Origin of the sequence: Alkalihalophilus lindianensis (genome assembly GCF_032843265.1) — a bacterium.
Lineage (GTDB): Bacteria > Bacillota > Bacilli > Bacillales > Bacillaceae_D > Alkalihalophilus > Alkalihalophilus lindianensis.
Window position 1 is genome coordinate 1 of the sequence record NZ_JAWJBA010000763.1, and the last position, 249, is coordinate 249.

1 protein-coding gene is annotated in these 249 nt (G+C 62.7%); it reads left to right on the plus strand.

Going from position 1 to position 249, the window contains the following annotated elements:
* A partial coding sequence (locus RYX56_RS26755; protein WP_317124366.1) for an Asd/ArgC dimerization domain-containing protein occupies positions 1-249 on the plus strand: 249 nt, incomplete at both ends.

The window sequence follows — 249 nt, forward strand, 5'->3', positions numbered from 1 at the left end:
GGTGTCCGGCGCCGGCAAGGAAGGCATGGACGAGCTGTGGAACCAGACCAAGGCCATCTACGGCCTGGGCGACGCGCGCCCCAAGAAGTTCCCCAAACAGATCGCCTTCAACGTCATCCCCTATATCGGCTCCTTCCTCGAGGACGGTTCGACCGACGAGGAGCAGAAGATGTCGGACGAGACCCACAAGATGCTGGATCCCGACATCAAGGTCACGGTCACCTGCGTCCGCGTGCCGGTCTTCGTCGG